The organism is Candidatus Dormiibacterota bacterium, from assembly GCA_035635555.1.
Taxonomy (GTDB): domain Bacteria; phylum Acidobacteriota; class Polarisedimenticolia; order Gp22-AA2; family Gp22-AA2; genus Gp22-AA3.
The window spans coordinates 44271-63026 of sequence record DASQAT010000006.1; the positions used below are offsets into that span (position 1 = coordinate 44271).

The 18756-nt window shown below is 68.8% G+C and carries 18 protein-coding genes; 16 read left to right on the forward strand and 2 right to left on the reverse strand.

Annotated elements, in window-relative coordinates:
- The first annotated feature begins 10 nt into the window (after positions 1-10).
- Genes nth through VEW47_01900 form a run of 3 tightly spaced genes read left to right on the forward strand, consistent with a single transcriptional unit; the run spans position 11 to position 3755 of the window.
- Positions 11-700, forward strand: coding sequence for an endonuclease III (gene nth / locus VEW47_01890; GenBank protein ID HYS03920.1), 690 nt, complete (start codon positions 11-13; stop codon positions 698-700).
- A gap of 60 nt (positions 701-760) precedes the next feature.
- A complete protein-coding gene (locus VEW47_01895; protein HYS03921.1) occupies positions 761-1717 on the forward strand; it encodes a patatin-like phospholipase family protein in 957 nt (318 codons plus the stop codon).
- A 52-nt stretch (positions 1718-1769) separates the two neighbouring features.
- Positions 1770-3755 (forward strand): AsmA family protein, encoded by a 1986-nt coding sequence (locus tag VEW47_01900; protein ID HYS03922.1) that lies wholly within the window; start codon positions 1770-1772, stop codon positions 3753-3755.
- Between the two features lie 25 nt (positions 3756-3780).
- Here the strand turns inward: VEW47_01900 and VEW47_01905 are convergent, their stop codons facing one another.
- On the reverse strand, positions 3781-4248 hold the full coding sequence (locus tag VEW47_01905) for a hypothetical protein (GenBank protein HYS03923.1): 468 nt from the start codon (positions 4246-4248) through the stop codon (positions 3781-3783).
- Between the two features lie 235 nt (positions 4249-4483).
- Here VEW47_01905 and VEW47_01910 point away from each other — a divergent pair, with 235 nt between their 5' ends.
- The 11 genes from VEW47_01910 to VEW47_01960 all read left to right on the forward strand — a co-directional run bounded on the left by VEW47_01910 (position 4484) and on the right by VEW47_01960 (position 15292).
- Positions 4484-6514: a DUF6600 domain-containing protein gene (locus VEW47_01910; protein HYS03924.1), complete on the forward strand. Its 2031-nt coding sequence runs from the start codon at positions 4484-4486 to the stop codon at positions 6512-6514.
- Positions 6515-6567: 53 nt separating this feature from the next.
- Positions 6568-7095, forward strand: a complete 528-nt coding sequence (def, locus tag VEW47_01915; GenBank protein HYS03925.1) for a peptide deformylase — start codon at positions 6568-6570, stop codon at positions 7093-7095.
- A 31-nt stretch (positions 7096-7126) separates the two neighbouring features.
- The gene (gene fmt, locus VEW47_01920; GenBank protein ID HYS03926.1) at positions 7127-8089 is read left to right on the forward strand and encodes a methionyl-tRNA formyltransferase; all 963 of its coding nucleotides are present in this window, start codon (positions 7127-7129) and stop codon (positions 8087-8089) included.
- The gene (gene rsmB, locus VEW47_01925; GenBank protein HYS03927.1) at positions 8052-9431 is read left to right on the forward strand and encodes a 16S rRNA (cytosine(967)-C(5))-methyltransferase RsmB; all 1380 of its coding nucleotides are present in this window, start codon (positions 8052-8054) and stop codon (positions 9429-9431) included. Before fmt ends, rsmB begins: the two co-directional genes overlap by 38 nt.
- A gap of 100 nt (positions 9432-9531) precedes the next feature.
- Positions 9532-10272, forward strand: a complete 741-nt coding sequence (locus VEW47_01930; protein ID HYS03928.1) for a PASTA domain-containing protein — start codon at positions 9532-9534, stop codon at positions 10270-10272.
- A gap of 1 nt (position 10273) precedes the next feature.
- A complete protein-coding gene (rpe, locus tag VEW47_01935; GenBank protein ID HYS03929.1) occupies positions 10274-10993 on the forward strand; it encodes a ribulose-phosphate 3-epimerase in 720 nt (239 codons plus the stop codon).
- Between the two features lie 4 nt (positions 10994-10997).
- Positions 10998-11396, forward strand: a complete 399-nt coding sequence (locus VEW47_01940) for a thioesterase family protein (GenBank protein HYS03930.1) — start codon at positions 10998-11000, stop codon at positions 11394-11396.
- Positions 11393-12232 carry an outer membrane protein assembly factor BamD gene (bamD, locus tag VEW47_01945; GenBank protein ID HYS03931.1) on the forward strand — a complete coding sequence of 280 codons (840 nt, stop codon included), beginning with the start codon at positions 11393-11395 and terminating at the stop codon, positions 12230-12232. Before VEW47_01940 ends, bamD begins: the two co-directional genes overlap by 4 nt.
- Positions 12229-13137: a glycosyltransferase family 2 protein gene (locus VEW47_01950; GenBank protein ID HYS03932.1), complete on the forward strand. Its 909-nt coding sequence runs from the start codon at positions 12229-12231 to the stop codon at positions 13135-13137. The genes bamD and VEW47_01950 overlap by 4 nt, the downstream gene beginning before the upstream one ends.
- A gap of 17 nt (positions 13138-13154) precedes the next feature.
- The gene (locus VEW47_01955) at positions 13155-14267 is read left to right on the forward strand and encodes a glycosyltransferase (GenBank protein ID HYS03933.1); all 1113 of its coding nucleotides are present in this window, start codon (positions 13155-13157) and stop codon (positions 14265-14267) included.
- Complete coding sequence (locus tag VEW47_01960) at positions 14267-15292, forward strand: radical SAM/SPASM domain-containing protein (GenBank protein HYS03934.1); 1026 nt, start codon at positions 14267-14269, stop codon at positions 15290-15292. Before VEW47_01955 ends, VEW47_01960 begins: the two co-directional genes overlap by 1 nt.
- Positions 15293-15298: 6 nt before the next feature.
- Here VEW47_01960 and VEW47_01965 read toward each other — a convergent pair whose 3' ends face one another.
- Positions 15299-16222: a DUF72 domain-containing protein gene (locus VEW47_01965; protein ID HYS03935.1), complete on the reverse strand. Its 924-nt coding sequence runs from the start codon at positions 16220-16222 to the stop codon at positions 15299-15301.
- Between the two features lie 108 nt (positions 16223-16330).
- Between VEW47_01965 and VEW47_01970 the strand changes: the two genes are divergently transcribed.
- Complete coding sequence (locus tag VEW47_01970; protein HYS03936.1) at positions 16331-16846, forward strand: CarD family transcriptional regulator; 516 nt, start codon at positions 16331-16333, stop codon at positions 16844-16846.
- A gap of 127 nt (positions 16847-16973) precedes the next feature.
- The gene (locus VEW47_01975) at positions 16974-18743 is read left to right on the forward strand and encodes an NFACT family protein (protein HYS03937.1); all 1770 of its coding nucleotides are present in this window, start codon (positions 16974-16976) and stop codon (positions 18741-18743) included.
- Positions 18744-18756: the final 13 nt, after the last annotated feature.

Below are 18756 nucleotides of genomic sequence, written 5' to 3' on the forward strand. Positions count from 1 at the left end.
GCCAAGGCGCGTGGAACGGGCACTCGACCGGCTCGAGAGGGCGTTCGGGCGTCCGCGCCACACCCGGCGGCTCGAACCGCTCGACGAGCTGATCCTGACGATCCTGTCCCAGCACACCAACGACCTGAACCGCGACCGGGCGTACGCTTCGCTGCGCCGCCGATTTCCATCGTGGGAGCGGGTGCTGCGCGCCCGACCGGCCGACGTGGAGGACGCGATCCGCGTCGGGGGGCTGGCGAAGACCAAGAGCCGGGTGATCCAGGGCGTCCTGCGGGCGGTCCGGCGCGACCGCGGGAGGCTCGACCTTTCGATGCTGAGGCGCCTCCCCATCGAGGACGCGAAGGCCTACCTGCTCGGACTGAAAGGGGTGGGAGAAAAGACCGCCTGCTGCGTCCTGCTGTTCGCCTGCGGCCGGCCGGCGTTTCCGGTCGACACGCACGTCCACCGGGTCGCCCGCCGCCTGGGCTGGGTACCCGCCCGATCGACGCCCGCGAGGACCCACGCGATCCTGGCCAGGCTCGTCCCGCAAAAGCGGTACTTCACGGCGCACGTCAACCTGATCACCCTGGGACGGCGTGTCTGCCGGGCCCGCGCCCCCGACTGTCCGCGCTGCCCGCTGCGGTCGGACTGTCGGTACGCCCGTGGGCGGGTCCGCTCTGCGCGGCTCGATGGCCTCCGGACGCTCCCTACCTTATATTGAGCCGGAGCCTGCCGGTGCGGGCTCCCTGGCGCGGGATCGTGCGCGCAGACCGGTGGGTGGATGTTCGAAGGGTTCAAAGTCGGGCTGGCGCTGGGGGGCGGCGCGGCGCGCGGGCTGGCGCACATCGGGGTCCTGAAGACCCTCGAAGAGAGCCAGATTCCGATCGACCTCATCGTCGGGACGAGCGTCGGGGCGCTCGTCGGAGGCGTGTACGCCACGACGCGCAGCGCCGCGGCGACCGAGGAGCGCTTCCGGGAGTTCATTTTCAGCAAGCAGTTCAAGAGATCCAGATTCGACTTCCTGAAGGAGAGCCGCCAGGCGCGCCCGGGGCTCCTGTACAATTTCGTCTCCCTCGTCAAGAAGGGGATCTTCTACTCGTTCTCGATGGCGAAGACGTCGTGGATCTCGGCCGAGCACTTCGAGCACAATATCAATTCCATCCTCGACGACGTGCGGATCGAGAGCACGTCGATCCCGTTCGCGGCGGTCGCGACCGACATCAACCGCGGCGAGGAGGTCATCCTGCGCGAGGGTTCCCTGCGAACGGCGGTCAGCGCCAGCAGCGCGGTCCCGGGTCTCCTGCCGCCTGTCCCGATCGACGGGCGGCTGCTCATCGACGGCGGATGGATGTGCAAGGTCCCGGTGCTGCCGGCCCTGCGGCTGGGCGCGAGCCTGGTCATCGGCGTCGACGTCTCGAAGGAGATCGAGGACACCTCCGGCCTCAGGAGCGGTCTCAACATCATGGTGCGCGCGAACGCGCTGAAGGCGGAGGCGCTCAAGACCATGCAGTGCCGCTTCGCGGACGTTCTGATCGAGCCCGACGTGGACCACGTTCACTGGGCGGACTTTTCGGCGATACTCGAGTGCATCGAGCTGGGCCGGGAGGCGGCGCGGCGGAAACTCGGAGAGATCAAACGGCAGATCAAGATGGCCCGCTTCTCGTCGCTCCTGGGATACTCGCGCTCCCGGCGCCTTGCGCGGGCCTACATGGAAGAAGACAAGGACAAGACCCGCTGACTGCGAGGAGGAGGCGTCCCTGAGCCGCGCCGCTCGACGTATTCTGATCGCTGTGGCCGCGCTGGCCGGTTCGGTGGTCCTGGCGGCGGCCGCGCTGCCGTTCCTGGTGGACGTCAACCGGTACCGGCCGATGATCGTGTCCTCCGTCCGGGAAGCGACCGGACGGACCTTCGGCCTCGGCACGATCTCCTTCGCGCTCCTGCCGGCGCCGGGACTGTCGGTCGGGGGACCGATCACCCTCTCCGATTCCGCCGCCTACCCCGGCCGAAACGCCCTGACGGCCGACTCGCTGTCGGTGCGGCTGGGACTCTTCAGCCTGCTGCGGGGCCGCGCCACGGTGACGTCGTTCACGCTGCACCGTCCGACCCTGACTCTCATCCGGGACGCCCGCGGTCGATGGAACTTCGACGATCTGGTGGAGCGCGCCTCCGCCGCGCCGCAGCCGAAGCCCTCGGGGTCTTCGGCAGGCTCGGGCGCCGGCGTGGTCGTGGAGAAGGCACGCATCACTTCGGGCCGCATCTTCGTTTACGACGACACCGTCGTCCCGGGCCGGCGGGCCCAGGTGGTGATAGCACCCGTCGACGCGACCATCCGCGGCTGGGGCAGCGCGGAGCCGACCGAGCTGGACCTCTCGGCGGGTCTGGGCAAGAGCCTCCTGAAGGCCGAGGCCCGGCTGAGCGCGCCCGGAGGGAAACCGCAGATCGGCGTGCGCGCCAGGGGCCGGGCGCTGCGCGCCGAGGATTTCGTGACCCTTCTGCCATGGCTCGGCGCGGCCCGTCCGGCCGGACTCCAGGTCAGCGGTTCGATCGACCTCGACGGAACGGCCGATATCCCGATCGAGCGCCCTGAATCGCTCCGCTTCAAGGGGAGTCTGGTCCTGAGCGGCCTCAGCTACCGCGATGCCGGAATGGCGCTCCCCCTCAAGGACCTGTCGGGGTCTCTCAACGTGGACGGCGACCGGGCGGTCTGGAACGACTTCAAGGTCAGCGCCGGCTCCTCCTCCCTGCGCGGGAGTCTTCAGGTCGAGAACTTCATGCGGCCACGGATCGGCTTCACGCTGACCTCCCCTCGTCTCGACCTGAACGAGATCATCGCGACCCTGGTGCCGGCGGTGCCGGCGGCCGGCGCCCCATCCGCCGAACCGGCCGCCGCCTCCTCCGGAGGCCTTCTTGACCAGGTCAGCGGCGGCGGCCGCCTCGAGGTCAAGGAGATTCGCTTCCAGACGTTCGACCTCGCCAATCTGCGCGCCTCCATGTCCCTGTCGAAGAGCGTGCTCACCCTCAAGGACCTGGCAGCCTCCTTCTACGGGGGGACGGTGCAGGGTTCCGGCAGCGTGGACATCTCCCGCGCCGTGCCGCGTTACGCGGTCGCGACCAGGCTGGACAAGATCGATGTCGAGCCGCTGCTGGCTGCCTACGACCCGTCCCTGAAGGGGCTGCTCAGCGGCCGGTTCGCGGGCACCCTCGATCTTGAAGCCGGCGGAGCCGGAATGGACGCAATCCTCAAGACCGCGCGCGGCACCGGTCGCGTTCTCCTGACCGATGGATCGCTCACCTCGATCAGCGTTCTGAAGCAGGTCGCCTCACTTCTCGAGCTGGCGGGGGGAAAGGGAATAGGCAAGGAGAGCACGCCATTCGAGAGCCTCAAGGCGGGCCTGTCGATCGCCGACGGGAGGGCCAGAACCGACGATCTGCAGCTGCACTCCACCGATCTCGACCTGGACGGAAAGGGGGATGTCGGGCTCGACGCGACCCTGGATCTGGACGTCGCCGCGCGATTCTCGGAGGACTCGACGCGCGGGATGGTCGAGAAGAACGCGCGCCTGGGAGGTCTCACCGACAACGGCCGCCTGGTCGTCTATTTCGGGCTCAAAGGGAACCTCGCCAGCCCGGCCTTCCGCCTCAATGCGCGGGCCCAGACTGCAACCGCCAAGGAGCGGGCGAAGGAGAAGCTGCGCGAGCGCGTCAAGGATCGCCTCCTGAAGCAGCTCGGCCAGCCTCAGCCCGAGGAGCCCCGGCCCGAAGAACAGCAGCCTTGAGCCGTGGACCCGGACCGCGGCCGACCTACTGAACCCGCAGGACTTCGACCCGTGTGTACGTCGAGACGACCCGTGTCCCGTCCTTCGCCTGGATCTCCAGGCGGATCAGGTAGGAACCGGGACGATACAGATCGAAGGTCTTGTTGAAGGTGTCGGCCACGGAGATGTCTTCGTCCGGGTGCACGCAGGCGGGGTCCTCGCGCACCCTGAAGCTGTCACGCTCGGTCTGGCCCGGGTCGATCCGGACCCAGGTGACCGCCGCGTGGCAGAAGTTCCGGTCGTGCAGGTCGACGCCCGTAAGGTGACCTGTGAGCGTGACGGTCACCGGCGTGAAGCCGAAGGCCGGATCGGCGATCAGGGACAGCCGCGGTTTGTCCTTTCCGGGGTCCGGCTTGACCTTCCGCGCAGCCGCCTCGGTCGGGAGGAGGAGCACCAGGGCCGCCAGGAACAGGAGGAGAGCAAGGGGAGTAAGATGACCGAGGCGGCGAGTCATGAGCCAGTATAGCCTCGGCCACGCGCACCTCACAAGCGGACCCTGCGGTGTCCGGAGGCGAGGACGGTGCCCTTTGACCGGGGGACATTCCAAGGCTGCCGGTGGGAGGTTCGACTCCCCGCGCGGAGAATCCCAGCCAATTGCGAGGGAAGGATCCTCGAACCTCGTGGCACGGAATTGGCTTAGCCGGGGAGTGGGACCGGAGGATCGGTTCCCGGGAAAGGTGGTCAGGAACATGCGTCCCAATCCGAGATGGTCGCGATTCGTCCTCCCCGTTCTCATCCTTGGTGCCCTCCTGTCGTTCGGCGGCCGGATGACGGCGGCCCGGGCCGACGACCGCGACCCGGATCCTGATTCCGGCTCCACCTTCGGACGCGTGCGCTACCTGGAGGGGGGACTGACCCTGCAGAGGACCGGTCAGGGAGAGGTCGCGGACGCCACGGTGAATGACCCGATCGCTCCGGGCGACAGCCTGACGACCGGGGACGGCCGTTCCGAGATCGGCCTGTCGGACGGCTCGACCGTGTGGCTTGATCGCGGAACGCATGTCGACGTGCGGAATCTCGCAGACATCGACACGCGTTACGAGGCCACCAACCTGTTCGCGCTGGAGCAGGGTGCCATCCGCATCGAGGCCCCCGAGCCGGAAAGCAAGAACAAGACGTACCGGGTCGACACGGAAGCGGGGTCGATCTACCTGCTTTCAGGAGGGAGCTTCCGGATCGAGACCGAGGATGGGGTCACCACGCTGTATTCGTTCCGCGGGGTGGCCGAGCTCTCGGGCGACGACGGGTCGGTCCTGGTGCGCTCCGGGGAGCGCAGCAGCGTGCAGCCCAGCCGGGCCCCCTCGGAGTCGCGACGGTTCAACACGGCGCGTCTCGACGACTTCGACCGCTTCTGCGAGGGTCGCCAGGAGGCCTACCTCAGACACGACAAGGACGAGCCGGTCGACCAGGTCGTGGACGAGGTTCCGTACGAGGTCCACCCCTACATGAGCGAGCTGTCTTACTACGGCTCCTGGCGCCAGGTCCCCGATTATGGCTGGGTGTGGAGGCCGGTCTACTCCGGCTCCTGGGGCCCCTACGTGAACGGCTACTGGTCCTGGTGCTCGACCGGCTGGGTATGGGTCTCCTCCGACCCGTGGGGCTGGGCGCCGTATCATTACGGCCGCTGGGACTTCGCCGTCGATGTCGGCTGGTTCTGGATCCCGGGGCGCATCTGGAGCGGGGCCTGGGTCAGCTTCGCAGTCGGTCCGTCCCACATCGGCTGGTGCCCGCTGAACTATTACAACCGGCCCGTGTTCCAGGACGTGACCATCGTCAACGTCGTCAACGTCAACGTGACGCGCCTGCAGCCGCGCGGCTGGCGGTTCGTGCCGGTCGACCAGTTCACCAACCCGCGTGCGCCGCGCGCAGGGGTGCGTGTCGATCGACTGCCGCGCGGCACCGACGTCGTGATCACCTCGCGCCTCCCACGCTTCAACCCGCGCGAGGTGGGCGGCAAACCCGAGCGCGCCACCCGCTTCGTGGAGACGGTCCGCCAGACGCGGGCCCCCCTGCCGGTCGTGGTCGATCGCGACAACAAGGCGATGCCGTTCCGCTCCGTAGAGAGAGTCGCGCCCGGCCCCCGCGGGCGGCGGGGCGCTCCGGCGGCGGAGCCCCGAGACAAAGCGCGCGTCCAGCGGGGTCGTCCCGATGTCCGCCCCGAGGCCCCCGGCGTCCGCCCTCGACAGACGCCGCCGCGGTCCGATGCCAACGGGCGCCCGCGAGTTCGTGCCGGCGGCCCGGCGAGAGAAGGGGCCCCCCCGCAGACACCTCCACGCGGCATCGCGGGCGGACCTCAGCGCCCGAACGGGCGTGAGTCGGCACCGCCGCGCGAGCGGGTCGCGCCCCCGCAGCGTTCCCAGGGACCGGGGCGGGCAGAAGGCGCCCCGCAGGCGCGACCCCAGGAGCCGTCGAGGGACAACCGTCCGCGCCCCCAGGCGGGGAACCAGGGACGCGGCCAGGACGCGCCTGACCGCGAGCCCCCGCGCACCGAATCGCGCCGCCCGGGCGGCCAATCCGATGAAGCGGCCGGAAGGCTCTTCAATGGAGTCCGCGGGGAGCGCGCCCGGCCCCGCACCGAGGCTCAGCGCGTGCCGCCACCGCCTGCGCGACCCGATGTGAAGCCCCCCCAGCGTCCGGAACGACCTCCGCAGGCCCGGCCCGCCCCTCCGAGGCCCCAGCCGAAGCCCGAGGAAGGCCAGGACAAAGACAAAGGGCGCTGACGGCGCGGCATTTCTTGACGCCTCGACGGGCGTGTGGTAAATCAATCGCCCTCATGGCGATCCTGCCGATCCTGCGCTATCCCCACGAAGTGCTCGCGATCGATTCCGAGAGCGTGCGCGCGATCACGCCCGACATCGAGCGTCTCGTCAGGGACATGATCGAGACCATGCACGCCGCCCCGGGCGTTGGCCTGGCCGCCAACCAGGTCGGTGTGGCGCTGTCGGTCGCCGTGGTCGACATCACGGCCGGGGAGAAGCCGGGGGAGGTGCAGGTCCTGATCAATCCCCGGATCGTCGAATCCTCCGGCTCGTACACCGAAGAAGAGGGCTGTCTCAGTCTCCCCGGTTTCAGCGAAAACGTGACGCGGCCGGAGCGCTGTGTGATCGAGGCCATGGATCTGGACGGCAGGATCCGCACACTGGAGGGCCGGGACCTCCTGGCGCGCGCCTTCAACCACGAGATCGATCACCTGCACGGCCGGCTGTTCATCGAGCACCTCAGCCCCCTCAAGCGCCGGTTCATCAAGAGGAAGGTCCAGAAGAAGATGCGTGCCGGGGACTGGGACCTGGTCCCGGTTTGAGAATTTGACCGGGTCCCCGGCGGATCGGAGCATGCGAATCGTCTTCTTCGGGACGCCCGATTTCGCCGTGCCTTCCCTGCGCGCGCTCCTGGGGGCCGGGCACGAAGTCCTGGCGGTCGTCACGCAGCCCGATCGACCGCGCCGACGGCAGTCTTCGCCACCCGAGCCCTCTCCCGTGAAGGCGGAGGCCCGGCGGGCCGGTCTTCCGGTGATCACTCCCGAATCGGTCGCCGTCCCGGATTTCATCGAACGTCTGTCCGGGATCGGACCGGAGGCGATCGTCGTGGTGGCCTACGGCCGCATCCTGCCGCCCGAGGTCCTGACGATTCCCAGGCGCTGGTGCATCAACCTGCACGCATCGCTCCTGCCGAAGTACCGCGGCGCCGCCCCGATCGCGCGGGCCATCATGGCGGGAGAGAAGATCACCGGGGCGACCACGATGAAAATGGACCAGGGACTCGACACCGGCGACATCCTGCTGCAGCAGGAGTGCGCCATCGGGCTGGACGAGACGGCCGGCGAGCTGACCCGCCGACTCGCCGATCTCGGCGCCGAGCTCCTGTCGCGGACGCTCGACCTGCACGCGCGCAACGCGCTGCAGCCGGAGAAGCAGGATCCGGGCGAGGCGAGCCTGGCCCCGTCCTTGAGCCGCGCCGACGGCCGGATCGACTGGTCGCGCGGCGCCCAGGACATCGCCAACCAGGTGCGCGGCTGCCACCCCTGGCCCGTGGCGGTGACCTACCTGCACGGGCGGCCTGTCCTCATCCACCGCGCGGAAGTGGGGCTCGAAGCGTCGCCCGCGCGCCGCCCCCGGCCCGCCCCCGGGCAGGTGATCGCCGCGCAGGACGCCATCGTCGTCCAATGCCAGGGGGATACCCAGCTGCGGATCCTCCAGGTGCAGTTTCCGGGACGCAAGGTGATGACGGCGCGCGAGGCGGCGAATGGAAGGATGATCCGTGTCGGCGAGACCTTCGCACAGGCGCCACCGGCCTGAAACGGCCCGCGGCGCGGCGCTCGGCGTCCTGGAGGGTGTCGAGGGCCGCGGCGGGAGCAGCAATCTGCTGCTGGCGGAAATCCATGTCCCGGACGAGCGCGAACGGCACCTGGCCACGACACTCGTCTATGGCGTGCTGCGCCGCAGACGGACGCTCGATCGGCTCATCGAGACGACTTCCGCGCGCCCTCTTTCCGAGATCGACCTGCCCACGCTCCTCGCTCTTCGGATGGCGCTGTTCCAGATCCTGTTCCTGACGCGCGTGCCGCGCGCCGCCGCCGTGAACGAAGCCGTGTCGCTGCTCCGCGCGCGACGGGGCCGCGGAGCGGCCGCGTTCGCGAACGGCGTCCTGCGGGCCGCCTGCCGGCTCCTGGAGGGGGGGCTCGATCCGCACCTCCTTCCTTCCGAAGAGTCCTCCGACATGGCGCTCGTCCTGGCCGAGAGGCACTCCTTCCCCCGTTTCCTGGTCGAGCGTTACCTCGAGCGCTTCGGTCGCGAGGAGTGCGAGTCTCTTCTCGAGACGCTCAACAGACCCGCACCAACCGTGTTGCGCCTCAGGCAGCCGTCCGAGGGGTCCGAATCGGTGCAGAGGCGGCTCCGGGAGGAAGGAGTCGCGACCGGTCCGTCGCCGCTGCTTCCAGGCGCCCTGCGGGTGGTCAGCGGTGCGCCGCAGCACACGAAGGTGTTTCGCGACGGTCTCATCTACATTCAGGACGAGGCGGCCCAGATCGTCGCGCTCCTCCTCCAGCCGATCGACCCCGCGCGCGGCCTTCTCGATCTCTGCGCAGCACCCGGCGGCAAGCTCCTGGCGGCGGCGGAGACGCTGCCCCCCGGCGCCCGCATCGTCGCCGCCGAGGCTTCCGTCGAGCGTCTGCGGCTTCTCGACGACAATGCCCGGCGTCTGGGGATCGCGGGCCTCCTCCGGGTGGTCATGGACGCGGAGCGACCCGCGTTGCGCGGCCTCTTCGACCGGATGCTTCTCGATGCCCCCTGCACCGGGACGGGCGTGATCAGGCGGCACCCGGAGATCCGCTGGAGGCGGAGCCCGGAGGACATCCAGGCGGCGGCGAGGGCGCAGGGACGGGCGCTGCGCGCGGCCGCCGGACTGGTGTCGCCCAACGGTCGCCTGGTCTACTCCGTCTGCAGCCTCGAGCCGGAGGAGGGGCCGGAGCGGATCGAGGAGCTGCTGCTCGAGCGCGGGGATCTCACCCTCGTTGACGCGCGCTCGATTCTTCCGCCGGAGCTGCACCGTCTGGTGGACGGGCGCGGTTTCCTGCAGACCCTGCCGCACCGGGACGACACGGACGGGTTTTTCGCGGCGGTCCTGTCCAGGAGCGGATAGGCGGTTCTGTCGGGCGCTCGTCTTGGGTCCCGCGGGAACGCTGTGCTACCATGCCGTCGTTGCGGAGGCCCGTATCTTCAACGAATTGCAGCGAGATCAGATGCGCCGGGGAGTCATCGTCCTCGCGTGGATCGGCGCGTTCGCCGGGCTTCTGGTGGCGGTCGGAGTGCTCAGCGCCTATCTCACGGTGAGGCGTTCGGTCTCCGGGCAGGACGTCGCGGTTCCCGACCTTTCGGGACTGACCTCCGAGGACGCCGCCGCCCTCCTGAAGAAACAGGGACTGATCCTGGAGGAGGCGGCGCAGCGCAACGACGAAGCGCTCGATGCCGGGCGCATCCTGGCGCAGGACCCTGCGCCCGGGACATCGATCAAGCCGCAGCGCAAGGTGAAGGTCGTCGTCAGCCTCGGGAACAAGGTGAACTCGATCCCGGAGCTGCGCGGCGGGGCGGCGCGCAAGGCGCAGATCACGCTGCAGCAGCAGGGAATGAAACTGGGAGACCAGGTCTACGTGTACAGCCGCAGGGTCGAGGAGAACATGGTGATCGCCCAGGACCCGCTGCCGGAGAGCGCCGGGCTGCGCGACGCCAAGGTCGCCATGCTCGTGAGCCGCGGCGCCCGGCCGCGGGTCTACGTGATGCCGTACCTGGTCGGCCGCGGCGAGAACGAGGTGCTGGCGTTCCTGGCGCGCGCGGGCGTGCGCGTGGCGCCGCTGCGCCACGACGCGGGGAGCGGCGCGTCTCAGGGGACGGTGACGTCGCAGGATCCCGAACCCGGGTACCCCGTGCGCAGCGGCGACCTCGTGACGCTCACCGTCGCCGGCCGGAGCCGGGACGGTGGCTAGGCTGCCCAAAGAGAAGGCGGACCCGGCGCGCTCCGCAGCGCGCCTGCCGGCCACCCCCGCGCTCGCGCCCTCGATCCTGACCGCCGATTTCGGTCACCTGGCCGACGAGATCGCCGCGGCCGAGGCGGGCGGTGCGGGGCTGTTCCACCTGGACGTCATGGACGGACATTTCGTCCCCAACCTGACGATCGGTCCCCTGATCGTGGAGGCCATCGACAGTCTGACCGGCCTGCTCCTGGACGTTCACCTGATGATCGAGCGGCCGGACCTCTACATCGAGCGTTTCGCACGAGCCGGCGCCAACATGATCTCGGTCCACCAGGAGGCCACGCCGCACCTGCACCGCACGGTGCAGCTCATCAGGGACTGCGGGGCCGCCGTGGGCGTGGCGCTCAATCCCTCGACCCCGCTCGCCACGCTCCACGACATACTGCCCGACCTCGACTACGTGCTCCTGATGTCGGTCGATCCCGGTTTCGGGGGCCAGCGCTTCATTCCCACGGTGATGACGAAGATCGCCTCGCTGAAGCGCCACATCGATGACTCGGGCGCGAGGGCGAGAATCGAGGTGGACGGCGGCATCGGGACCGACAACATCGTCGCGATCCGCGAGCACGGCGCCGATATCCTTGTCGCGGGCTCCGCGGTCTTCGACGGCCACGATCCGAAGGGACGCGCGCGTGCCCTGGCGGATCTCCTGAAGCCCGCGCGGCGGGGATGAGGAGGTGTCCGGCGGCGATGTCGTGCAGGTGAGGGTCCGCTACCCCGAGGTGGACCGCATGGGAGTGGCCCACCACGCGAGCCATTTCGTCTGGTTCGAGGTCGGCCGCACGGAGCTGATGCGGGCGAAGGGCGTCACCTACCGCCTCCTCGAGGACGACGGGATCTTCCTGCCCGTGATCGAGGCCGCCTGCGCGTATCACGCACCGGCGCGCTACGACGACCTGCTGCGGGTGGTCACGCGCGTCGAGGGCGCGGGCGCCGTGCGCATCGCCTTCTCCTACCGAGTCGAATCCGAGGCGGACGGCCGCCTGCTGGCGACCGGGACCACGAGCCACGCTGCCGTCGATCGCCGCGGACGGCCGCGCCGCCTGCCCGCGGCGCTCCGCGAGCTCCTGGCGTGACGGCCTCGTCGATCGATCTCCGCCTGCGCGTCCGGCGCCCGCTCGCGGCCGCGGCGCTCGCGCTCGCCCTGCTCGGCTCCACGGCCTGCGCCACGAATCACAAGAAGCAGCGGCCTCTCCTGCCGCCGCAGCAGGCCTACGATCTCGCCATGCAGAGGATCGCGAAGAAGCACTACTACACGGGCCGCACGATGCTGCAGGAGCTGATGCCGCGCGTTCCGCCGGACGATCGGGACATCCTGCCGAAGATCCAGCTGGGCATCGCGGACGCCTATTTCAAGGACGGCGGGCAGCTCAACTACGGTGAGGCGCTCAACTCGTTCCGCACCTTCCTGACCTATTATCCGAACCACGAAGAATCGGCCCGCGTCCAGTACATGGTCGGCATGTCGCTGTTCCAGCAGGCGCTCTCGCCGGACCGCGACCAGACGCTCACGCTGCAGGCGATCCAGGAGTTCGAGAAGGTGGAGACCGTCTACCCGACGAGCCCGTTCGTCGCGCAGGCCAAGAAGAAGATCATCGCGTGCCACGACCGCCTGGCGGAGCACGAGCGCGTCGTCGCCCGCTTCTACCAGAAGCGCAAGAAATACAATGCCGCCATCGATCGGTACCGCACGATCCTCGACCGCTACCCTCAGTACAACCGGACGGCCCAGGTGCTGTTCGACATCGGCACCTGTCTTCTGGCGGTGGGCAATCGTCCGGAGGCCGAGGAATTCATCGGCCGGCTGCTGCAGGAACAGCCGGACGGAAAGCTCGCCGCCCGGGCGAAGGAGATGCTCTCCGATTACGATCGCACGCAGCAGAAGGAAGCCCGCAAGGAGCACAAGGGATGAGCGCCGGGCGACCGCCGCTCACGGTCATCGTTCCGACCTTCAACGAGGAATCCACCCTGCGCGACTGCCTCGACTCGGTGCGCTTCGCGGACGAGATCCTGGTCGTCGACTCCTATTCGAGCGACGCGACCGTGGCCATCGCCCGCGAGCTCGGAGCGCGCGTCCTGCAGCATGAATACGTGTACTCGGCGAAGCAGAAGAACTGGTCGATCCCCCAGGCGACGCACGAGTGGGTCCTCCTGGTCGATTCGGACGAGCGCGTCACACCCGAGCTGAGGGATGAGATCCTGGCCCTCCTGGTCTCGGGTCCGCGGCACGACGGCTACTGGATCCTGCGGGCGAACCATTTCCTGGGCCGCCGCATCAGGCGGTGCGGCTGGGGGACCGACAAAGTCATCCGTCTGTTCCGTCGCGACGTCGCTCGCTACCAGGACCGCGAGGTGCACGCGGAAATCGATCTCCCCGGTCCGCTGCCGGTTCTCCGCCACCCGCTCGAGCACCGCTCCTTCCGGTCGTTCGGGCAGTACTGGAGGAAACTGCAGATCTACAGCGAGTGGGGGGCGGCGCAGCTCTACAAGGATGGAAGGAGGGCGGGGGCGCTGCAGATCTTCGGCCGCCCCGTGACGCGTTTCTTCAAGATGTACGTCGTCCGTCTCGGGTTCCTCGAGGGCCTGCACGGGCTGGTGCTGTCGATGCTCGGGGCCTTCACGGTCTACCTCAAGTACGCCCGTCTGTGGGAGATGCACGTCCTGAAGGGCGCCACCGGAATCACGCCCCAAGTGGAGGCGGACGGTCTCCAGGCTCAGGAGCAGATCGGCCGGATGGTCGACGAGGAGCGGCGCCCGCGCCATGACCGCGCGCCGGGGCACACCGCACGTCCCGGGCAGCAGGCGCGGCCTCGTTGACGAGCCGGGATCCCGCCGTGCAGACGATCCTGCACCTCAACACCGAGACCGACTGGCGCGGCGGGGAGGCGCAGACACTGCGTCTCGCCGAGGGTCTGCGGGCGCGCGGCTACCGCTGCCTCGTCGCCGGGCCGCCGCAGGGCGAGCTCCTGAGGCGCGCCGCGGCCGCGGGACTGGCGACGGTCCCTGTCCGGAGCCGCGGCGAGCTCGACCTGGGATCGGCCCGGCTCCTGTCCCGGACCCTGCGGGAGGAGCGCGTGGATCTGCTGCACGCGCACACGGCGCACGCCGTGACGCTGGCGACGCTGGCCACTCTCCTGTGGCGGGACAGACCGCGGATCGTGGCGGCGCGACGCCTGTCGTTCCCGCTGCGGGGGCGGGTCCTGGGACGCGTCAAGTACGGCTTCCGCGTCGACCGCGTCATCGCCGTGTCGGAGGCGATCCGCCGCCTGCTGATCCGCCAGGGGCTCGATCGGGCACGCGTCGCGGTGGTGCACTCCGGGATCGATCCGCAACGCTTCCGCGAGGGGGAGAGATCGCGGCTGCGGGAGTCCCTGCGTCCGCTCCTGGGGGACGACGCCGACACGGCCTTCCTCGTCGGCACCGCGGGGCATCTGGCCGCGCACAAGGGGCTGGACGTTTTCCTCTCCGCCGCCGCCGACGCGGCGACGGAGATGCCTGAGGCGCGCTTCGTCGTGTTTGGCCGGGGCGAGGCGGACGTCTCCCTGCGGCGCGCCGCCGAACGTCTCGGGATCACGTCCCGCGTGGTATTCGCCGGCTTTCGCGACGACATGCCGGATGTGTTTGCCGGCCTCGACCTGTTCGTTCTATCCTCGGTGTCGGGCGAGGGTTCGCCTGCGGTGCTGAAGGAGGCGATGGCCGCGGGCACGCCCCTGGTGGCCACTGCGCTTGACGGTATCGAGGAGATCGTCGAAGATGCGCGCCACGGTCTTCTCGTCCCTCCGGGGAACGCGCCCGCGCTGGCGCGGGCGATGGTCATCCTGGCGCAGGATCGGCGTCTGAGGGCTCAGTACTCGGCGGCGGCGCAGAAGCGGGTCCTGGAGTTCACGGCCGACAGGATGGTGGAGAAGACCGAGGACGTCTACCGGTCGATCGGAGCCGGGGTCTGATGGGCGCTCTGAAGATCAACAGCTACTACATGGACCAGCCGGGGGATTCCCCGTGGGCCCGCGTCAAGAACAGGCTCACGCGCCGCCCGGTCCCCTCGTTCCCCCGCACGATCCAGATCCAGACCTTCACCGGTTGCAACGCCGACTGCATCTTCTGCCCGTACGGCGAGACCTACGAGACGCAGGCGAAAGGGAAGATGACGCCGGACCTGTTCAGGCGGGTCGTCGACGAGGCGGCCGAGCACGGTGTGCGGCGCATCAGCCCGTACTTGATGAACGAGCCGCTGATGGATCGCGATCTGTTCGACAAGATCCGCTACATCAACGAGAAGATCCCCGACTGCAAGGTCGTCGTCACGTCCAACGGGCATTTCCTGACGCCTCCCGTGGTCGACAAGCTCCTCGAGATGGGGGACGGAATCCACGAGCTGTACATCTCCTTCCAGGGGATCGACAAGGAGTCGTACGAGAGGACGATGCGCGGGAACATGAATTTCGAGCGCACCCTCGCGAACGTGGGTCACTTCATCGATACGCAGCGCGAGCGCCACCTGGAGCGGCCGAAACTCTGGATCACCATGGTGGACACCGCCGTCATCGACGCCCGCAAGGCGGTCGCCTACTGGCGATCGCGCGGCGTCGCCTCCAAGTACACGACGCTCGAGAACCGCGGCGGGAACATCAAGGACGCCGAGAGCTTCAGCCGGACGCGGTCGATGTCCTACTACACGACCTGCACCAGGCTCTTCAAGCAGGCCTACATCATGTTCAACGGCGACCTGGTCCTCTGCTGCGTCGACTACAGCCGACAGCAGGTGCTCGGCAACATCACCCAGAGCAGCATCTGGGACGTCTGGAACGGACCGGTCGCCAGGGAGATCCGCCGCCGCTACCTCGGGCACGAGTTCGACAAGCTCCCCCTGTGCGGCAGCTGCAAGATCGACGAAGTCCGCGAAGTCGCCGTGGACGTGGACGGGACGGAGACGGTCAGCGAGACCGAGGTCGCCGAAGAGGCGAACGGCTAGGCGCGATCAGAACAGACGGCCCTGCTTCGAAACGCGCGCGGTTGGCTTCAAGGGATCGGCCGCTTCCGCGAGCTCGGGATACGCGGCGATGAGTCCGGCCGGCGCCTGGACGCGGTGTCCCGAGAGCGTCTTCTTCAGCATCAGGGCGTTGGCGGGCGCCTTGCCGCGGTAGTGGTTGTTGGCGATCACGAAGACCTCCTCGGCGCTCCCGCCGAGCCTGCGGACGCGCTCCACCCACGGGAGCAGCTCCTCCATCGAATAGAGGTAGTCGTACCGCGCGCTCCCGGTGCCGCGGACCTCCGGGGTCTCCCGCCGCTTACCCTCCCTGGCGAACCAGTTCGCGGCGTTGCGGCCATGCAGACGGACGTAGGCGATCCGGGACGTGACGTGCGTGGTCGGAGGGAGGGTCGACCCCAGGGCCGGCTGGTCGATATTGCAGAACCCGACCCCCATCTCCTTCAGGAAGGCGAGCGCCCCCTCGTTGTCCCAGGAGCGATGCCGGAATTCCGCCACCAGCGGCAGGCCAGGCAGGCGCTGGACGACACGGGACAGGTGCGCGCGGCTGTCCGGCCGGTCATGAAAGGCGTGCGGAAACTGCATCAGGACCGCGCCCAGACGTCCGGATCGAAGCAGCGGATCGACCGCGGCCAGAAAGGTGCGAGCCTCGGGATCCAGATCGATGGACCCCGCGTGCGTGAAGGCCTGATACAGCTTCGCCGTGAACAGGAACGAACTGCCTGAGGGAACGCGATTTACCCACGAGAGGGACGTCTTCGGATCGATCGGGCGGTAGAAGGTCACGTTGATCTCCACCGTATCCATAAAACCGGCGAGATACGAGAGACGATCGAAGCCGCGCCAATTCGGTGACGGATAGACGATTCCGGCCCAATCAGCGTAATCCCAGCCAGCGACGCCGAAGCGTATCATCGAAGTCTCACCCGGCTCATTGACCTAAGGCCCAAATTTTGCTAAGATTTCTACCACATTATCGAGCGCAGAGCCCCTCAGAGCGCCGGGGTCCTTTGGAGGCAGACTTTGGAAATCAAGGAATTCAAGATCGGCGACAAGGTCGTCTATCCGAACCACGGGCTGGGAATCATCGAGCAGATCGAGAAGCGGACGATGGGGGACAGGATGGAGGAATTCCTGACCCTGCGCATCGTCGCCAACGACAGCACGGTGATGGTACCCCGCAGCAACACCACGAACGTCGGTCTGCGCCGCGTGGTCACGAAGAAGGAGGTCGAGGAGGTCTTCGACGTCCTCAAGGACACGAAGATCACCCTCTACGACGACTGGAAGGGACGCTTCCAGGAGAATTCCGACAAGATGCGGACCGGCTCGATCACGGAAGTCGCCCGCGTTTTCAAGAGCCTCAGCCACCTGGCGCTTCAGAAGAACCTGTCCTACCGGGAGAGGCGCATGCTCGACAAGGCGAAATACCTCATCGTCAGCGAGATCGCCGAGGTCGAGAGGCTGCCGACCGATCAGGTGGAAGCGAAGATCGATCGCGCCGTGTCGCGCGGGATCAAGCAGGTGCGCGACCGCTAGAAGGGCGGCGTCCCTCCCGGAGGGGGGGGGCCGGCCAGGACGACACTCGACGGGCGACCGGGATGACCGGTCGCCCCTTTTTCTTTGGGGCACCGATCGCACCCCCGCAGGGGCCCCTTCGATGACCATGGACCAGTTCCTTCTGCACGCGGTGGTCTCGGAGGCCGCGTCCCGTCTGGTGGAGCACGAGGTCCTGCGCGTCGTCTCCCTCGGACGGAGCCGCTACGTCCTGCGCTTCACGACGCCGTCCAGGGACAACCTGCTCATTTGCGTCCGACCCGATCTGCCCCGCCTGCACCTTCTCGGTGCGCGGCGCCTGGACGAGGAGCCGCCCGACCGGTTCGCCGCCTGGCTCGACCAGGAGCTCGCGGGGGCGGTCCTCGCCTCCCTGACGAAGCGTCCGTGGGATCGCGTGGTCGAGATGCGCTTCCGGCTGAGGGACCGCGAGGGGGGCGCCGTCGAGCGGTGTCTCATCTTCGAGCTTCTCGGCCGCTCGGCCAATCTGTTCCTGCTCGACGCCCGGGGGGTCATCCTGGGCTACTGCCGCGATCTCAGGAGCGAGTTCCGCGCCCCCGCGGTGGGGGTGCATTACCAGCCGCCGCCCGGTCGCGAGACACTTGACGCGATCCCGGTCGGTCCGGAGGCGATCGAGATCGCCCGGGACAGGTTCGGCGGCGCACGCGGCTTCCTGGAGAAGGTCAGCCCGTTGCTCGCCCGCGATCTCGACGCCGCCGGGGCCGACGCGGCCGCCGCCGAGCGCCGGCTCGCGGTACTGCTCGAGGCGGCCCGTTCGGATGCGTGGTCGCCGGTGGTCTACTCAATCCGTCCGCTCCAGGAGATGAGCGAAGGGGAGGTCCCGGGCCGGAACGACCTCCTGGTCTCGCCCCTGCCCCTCCTGGCCCCCCCTCGCCCGGGGAACGAAAGCGTCGGCGATGGAGGACCCCGGCTCGCATCGACGGCGTTCGACAGCCCGTCCGCAGCCACCGAGGCCGGCTTCGGGCTCCTCGAGCGTCTGCGGGACTTCAAGGATCTCCGGGACCACCACGAGGCGCTGGTTCGCAGGGAGATCGAGAGGCTGGCGACGCTGACCGGGAAGCTGGAGGACGAGCTCGGCAGGGCGCGCGCGAGCGACAGGTACCGTCGTCTGGGCGAGGCCCTCCTGGCCGGCCTGTCCAGGGTGCGGGTCGAGGGAGACACGGCAGTCGTCCCCGATCCGTACGATGCGGCGGGCGCTCCGATGACCGTCCCGATCGATCCGGCCCTGCCGCTGCCGGAGAACGCCCGCCTTCTGTTCGAGCGCTACAAGAAAGGCAAACGGGGCGTGATCGCGATCGAAAAAAGACTCCAGGCCGTCCGGCGGCGTCTCCAGGAATGGCGGGCGCTCGCCGGGCCGGCCGCCGACACGCGGACTCCCGAGGATCTCGATCGACTGCGCGACGAGATGGCCCGCCTCGGCCTGGTGCACGCCCCGCGTGCTCCGAAGTCCACCCGGGCCGTTCGGCCGAAGGAGGAGCCGACGCGGGTCCGGCGCCACACCAGCCCTGACGGCCTGTCGATCCTCGTCGGCAGGAGCGGCCAGGAGAACGACAGCCTGACCTTCCGCGTCGCCTCGCCCTGGGACTTCTGGCTGCACGCCGCCGATCGGCCCGGAGCGCACGTGATCGTGCGCAATCCGCAGCGTCTCAAGGCGCTCCCCGAGCGCACCCTCAAGCTCGCGGCCGAGATCGCCGCGTATCACAGCGGTGCGCGCCAGGAGTCCAGGGTCGACGTGCACTACACACAGCGCAAGCACGTCCACAAGAAAAAGGGAATGCCGAGCGGCCAGGTGCTCCTGCGGCGTTTCCGGACCATCCAGGCGACACCGCGCCTTCCGACGTCGTCCGTCGAGGACGTCTGAGACCGGGAGCGCA